The sequence below is a fragment of the bacterium genome, assembly GCA_040757115.1.
Classification (GTDB): Bacteria; UBA9089; CG2-30-40-21; order CG2-30-40-21; family SBAY01; genus JBFLXS01.
This window is the reverse complement of record JBFLYA010000275.1, coordinates 1-4853: the sequence shown is the minus strand read 5'-3', so window position 1 is coordinate 4853 and position 4853 is coordinate 1. Positions and strand designations below refer to the sequence as shown.

Here is a 4853-nt window from a genome sequence, read left to right as displayed (position 1 = left end):
AAAAGAATTCCTTAATTTTGATATTTGCTCTTTGATTTTTGATATGATATTTGATATGTCATTTTGCATTTTAATATTTAAATTTTGATTTTGTATTACACAACTTGTTGTGTTTGAAGTGGTTTCGCACTAAGTCAGTACCATTCATTTGTGCTCTCTGACCACGCTAAACATGTACACCAGGGATGGTTGAGTTACTTTATATCCACCTTCTGGCGATAAGTTTAAGAGTATTCTTTTCAACCTTTTTTTCTTCAACTAATTGATAGCCTTGTTTTTTTAACTCCTGAATGACCACATTGTAGGCATAGTGTTGTTTTATTTTGTTAATGCACATCTGTTGTTTTTTTAATTGTTCCGCGGTCAAACCAGTAGAATCAGCAATAATTTTATAAGTGCCGTCATTTTGTTTCTGAAAACCAATCTGGCGATTATTTTCGTCCTTGACAATGACCTCAACATTATGAATCTTGCCGTCAGTAGTCTGCATTTTTAGATTCTCCATCTGTTGATAAGTTAGTTGTAAATCCTTAATTGTTTCTATTAACTGGGCAACATTTCTAATAAAATAAACAATTATTCCTCCATGTGATGACATATTTATCTCTCCTTATTGTTAGAGTTCTGCAAAACTCGTTTATAGTTTATAGTTTATGGTTTATAGTTTATAGTTTATGGTTTATAGTTTATAGTTTATGGTTTATAGTTTATGGTTTATAGTTTATAGTCTATAGTCTATAGTCTATAGTCCTTCAACTATCAACTATCTACTATCTACTATCTTTGCCTTTGATATTTGATATTTATTTATTGTCTCCCCCAAATCCTATTTTGCAGAATCCTAATCTGTCCTTTGACCTCTATCCTCTGACCTCTATCTTTATCCGTGCTAATCTGTGTCAATCAGTGATTGAATAGTTAGCCTTTATTAATAATTTCCAAGCCTTAAAATGATACTAATTATGAGAAACAAAATAAAACCAATGGCTATGATTGTTCGCCAAACAATTTGTTGCTTTAACTCAAATACCCTTTTTTCTAAAGACCTTCTTTTTTCTAATCTCGCCTCTTTTTTTTCCCTAATCCATCTATCAATTAATTCTTGTGAATAGCCTTCATTTTTAATCCTACCCATTAATTGTTTTACATCCGATGGAATGATTTCATCGGTAGAACGATAGACTTTACCATCAATATTGACTGTGATAACCTTATTTTCTGATGAGGGCTCTTTTTCCCTTCCACGCCTTTTTTCTTCTTGTTCTGGTCTAAAATTAAACCCACAGTAAATACAATTTGTCTGGGTATAAACACAGATTCTACTACACCCTGGACATCTTATCTGGTATGGTTTAAGGTCATCCGCGGTAGTCTTTTCTGCTATCTTTTCAAAAACATGTCCGCAATACAAACAGTATAATCTATCTTTGGGATTATTTCTCTGACACTTTGGACAAAAGATAAGGTTACTTATTTCTTCATTTTCTATTTTAATCTTATGTCCATTAACTTCAAGGCGTTCAAACCGTTTTAACTTTTGAATTGCCTTTTTGAAAACACCAGTTATTGTTCCGTGTTCTAATTTTTGAAACCGAGAGGTGTTATCATTCACAATTCTATCCTTCTTCCTTTAGATTCTAATGGTTGTTTTTGAATACTTGAAAATCGTGTTCTTGTTTTTGCCCAGTTTCTTAAGTCTTCAATTGCCTCACGCATCGTTTGAGAAAGCGGTATTGTCTCTTTAATACTCTTTAAAATATCTTCCGTAATCAGGTCTCTTTTTAAGACAAAGGCATCAAAAAGACCCGAAATTACCGCCTGTTCAATTTCTGCTCCACTATATCCTTCTGATTCTTTTGCGAGGAGTTCAAAATCAAAGGTTTCTACTTTACGGTTTCTCTTTTTAATATGAATGGCAAAAATATCCTGCCTTTCTTCATAGGTTGGTAAATCAACAAAGAATATTTCATCAAAGCGTCCTTTTCGTAACAATTCAGGTGGAAGAAGGCTGATATTGTTAGCCGTAGCAATAACAAATACCGGTTTAGTTTTTTCTTGTAGCCAGGTGAGAAAGGTACTAAATACTCTGGCTGAAGTGCCTGCATCCGAAAAGGAGGAGCTTTGCACACCAGAAAGGGCTTTTTCTATTTCATCTATCCAGAGGATTACCGGAGCAATTGATTCTGCGGTTCTGATTGCTCGGCGCATATTATCTTCAGATGAACCCACAATACCGGAGAATACCCTGCCAACATCAAAGCGAAGAAGCGGCAATTTCCAGAGCCCGGCAACTGCCTTAGCCGTAAGACTTTTGCCACAACCTTGAACTCCGATTAATAAAATTCCTTTTGGCTGAGGCAAACCAAATTCTTTGGCATTGGAGGTAAAAGCCACCGAGCGTTTTACAAGCCAGTCTTTAAGATTTTCTAATCCACCAATATCTCCCATAACCTCTGTTGAATGATAATATTCTAACAAACCTGATTTTCGGATAACCTGTTTTTTCTCTTCAAGAATCCGCTCAATATCTTCAGCCCCTAATGTTTGGTCAACGACAATCACCCTGGCAAAGGCATTTTCTGCCTCATTTAAAGTAAGCCCAAGTGCGGCATTAATGAGTTTTTCCTTTACCTCAGAGATAAGATTAATCTTAACCTCTCCAGACTTGCTAATGACTTCAATAATTTCATCCAGTAATTTATTTAAATCCTTCTCATCTGGTAAATCGAAATCAACTACGGCTATATCCTTTTCTAATTCTACTGGAAGATTTAAAATTGGAGAAAGGATAATCAAACTCTCGTAGGTATGTTTCATATTTTCTACCATGTCTCTGATTTTGCGGACAATCGTGTGGTCATTTAAATAGTGGTGAAAATCTAAGAGGATAAATACGGCGGGAGAGGTTTGACGCTCGATATAATTTAAGGCATTGATGGGGTCGCGGGTGGCTTCATCGATTTTTACCGGGGTTTCTAATTTATGAATTCCCTGGGTGCAGGACCAGATAAAAAACTGCTTTTTCCTCTGCTCTGCCATTTCCTTAAGACAGTTCATTACCCTTGTTTCTTCATAACTGACAATATAAATCACCGGGTAACGAGCACGAATTAAAATATCAATCTCTTTTTCACATAGAGTGCGAAACATTTTTTTACCCACACAAAATATTTTTATTTTTAACCTCTTGCGGAAAAAGGAGGTTTTCTAAAAAAGGAAGTGTATTTTTACTCATTGGCAAAATTTGTAGATTACCTTCGTTAGTGATTATTATTTCAAGATATTCTACGCCTTGAGTATTTGAATCTCTGACTGGAAGTATTTTAGAACTGCTCATTATAGAAATATTCTACCAAAAAATTTATCTTATGTCAATAAAATTTTCTCCTGTCGCGTAATGGGTCAGACTACCATATAGAAGTTAAGGATTTTTTGTAACCGTTCAGGTAATCCTTTACCGCAGAGACGCAAGAGTTCGCAGAGAAGACATAGAAATAAATTAGATCACATAAAAGATTATTGATACAGACATGGAAATACATAGGACCTGCTTGCCGAATGTTCAGCAGGCAAGCCAGATTTGTTAATCCATCCCTGATTTTCATCAGGGTAATCTCTTGAGTACAACAACATTAAAATTGCCCTGATGAAAATCAGGGATGTTAAGCGTCTCGTCCATAGATTTTAATTTTTTTCTCTGCGAACTCTTTTGTCTCTGCGGTGAACAATTACAAATATTTAATTTTCTAACCCATTGATATTATTGATATTTCGTTTTTTTAAATGACAAGTTTTAGGACAAAATGACCAATTTAGTATAAAGTTGCGTTAACCCTATTCTTTAGCCTATATCTGTCTTTGTTTTCCCTTTAATCCCTCTTTTTTGGTGGTGTCTGAAAGAAGCTAAAGTTTAGGATGCATCGTGTCGATAATTATAATAAGGTAAGTATTCAAGACTAACTTCTGGGTCTGTCAGAAGCGAGGTTTTGGGGTACCAAAATTTTACAATCTGTGAAATAGGTCTATCCTTTTTATTTATGCAGCCTTTTTTAGCTCAAAGAGTATCTGCCTCTTCTTAATCCAATTATCTTGTTCATTGTTTTGGTGCAAGGTAATAACTGAAGCCAAAGCACTTGACCCTTTTTTACTCCAACTCATACCATTATGTTTTTGCCGATCCGCTACAGCAAGATCATTTGCTTTCTCTCCTCTATTGCTGGATATTCGCAACCCAAGTCTTTTCCTGAGTCCATAACAAGGAATATAGCTTCGATTCCTCTCAAAATAACTAATTAAGCAATCAATGGCTACCTGTGATTTAATATCCTTTTCTTCAACCGCTCCCAAGACCTTAACCGCATGGTCAATCTTTCCTACCCATAAATAACCCCTTACCTTCCTAAGTATCTCATTCCGAATTCCCTTGTTTTTTAAACCAAGACTTAACTGCATTTCACACTTCTTAACTAAATGATACCAATCAAGAATAATTCTATATGGTATCCAACCAAACATTGATTTTATTGCTGAATGTCCATCCTTTGCTCCATCCACAAAAAATAATAAACTCCCTTTCCTTAGCAAATCATTATGCAAGAGAAAGGCGATTAATCTCCTTATCGTCTCAACTTGTCAATGGCAATTGAAAACTGAGCCATTTTTGGCAATTGAAAATTGACCCAGGGGGCTCCAATAATCCATCAAATTTGGCAATGAAAATTGACCCCCCCCCAACGCATTTGTGTTACGAAATTTCTTATTTCAATCACCAGAAGAACATCTATTGAGTATAATTATACTAAAAAATCTCGTTCTTTGCAACATTATAATTTGTTTTCTCAAAAAACATCCTC

General features: G+C 35.1%; 6 protein-coding genes. All 6 read right to left on the bottom strand.

Features of this window, described 5'->3' with window-relative positions:
- Positions 1-199: 199 nt before the first annotated feature.
- Positions 200-598, bottom strand: a complete 399-nt coding sequence (locus tag AB1422_16885; protein MEW6620982.1) for a DUF1257 domain-containing protein — start codon at positions 596-598, stop codon at positions 200-202.
- A gap of 330 nt (positions 599-928) precedes the next feature.
- Positions 929-1612 (bottom strand): zinc ribbon domain-containing protein, encoded by a 684-nt coding sequence (locus AB1422_16880; GenBank protein ID MEW6620981.1) that lies wholly within the window; start codon positions 1610-1612, stop codon positions 929-931.
- A complete protein-coding gene (locus tag AB1422_16875; protein ID MEW6620980.1) occupies positions 1609-3162 on the bottom strand; it encodes an AAA family ATPase in 1554 nt (517 codons plus the stop codon). The genes AB1422_16880 and AB1422_16875 overlap by 4 nt, the downstream gene beginning before the upstream one ends.
- On the bottom strand, positions 3155-3337 hold the full coding sequence (locus AB1422_16870) for a hypothetical protein (GenBank protein ID MEW6620979.1): 183 nt from the start codon (positions 3335-3337) through the stop codon (positions 3155-3157). The genes AB1422_16875 and AB1422_16870 overlap by 8 nt, the downstream gene beginning before the upstream one ends.
- 70 nt (positions 3338-3407) lie before the next feature.
- The gene (locus AB1422_16865; protein ID MEW6620978.1) at positions 3408-3605 is read right to left on the bottom strand and encodes a hypothetical protein; all 198 of its coding nucleotides are present in this window, start codon (positions 3603-3605) and stop codon (positions 3408-3410) included.
- A gap of 430 nt (positions 3606-4035) precedes the next feature.
- Complete coding sequence (locus tag AB1422_16860) at positions 4036-4554, bottom strand: hypothetical protein (protein MEW6620977.1); 519 nt, start codon at positions 4552-4554, stop codon at positions 4036-4038.
- Positions 4555-4853 lie beyond the last annotated feature (299 nt).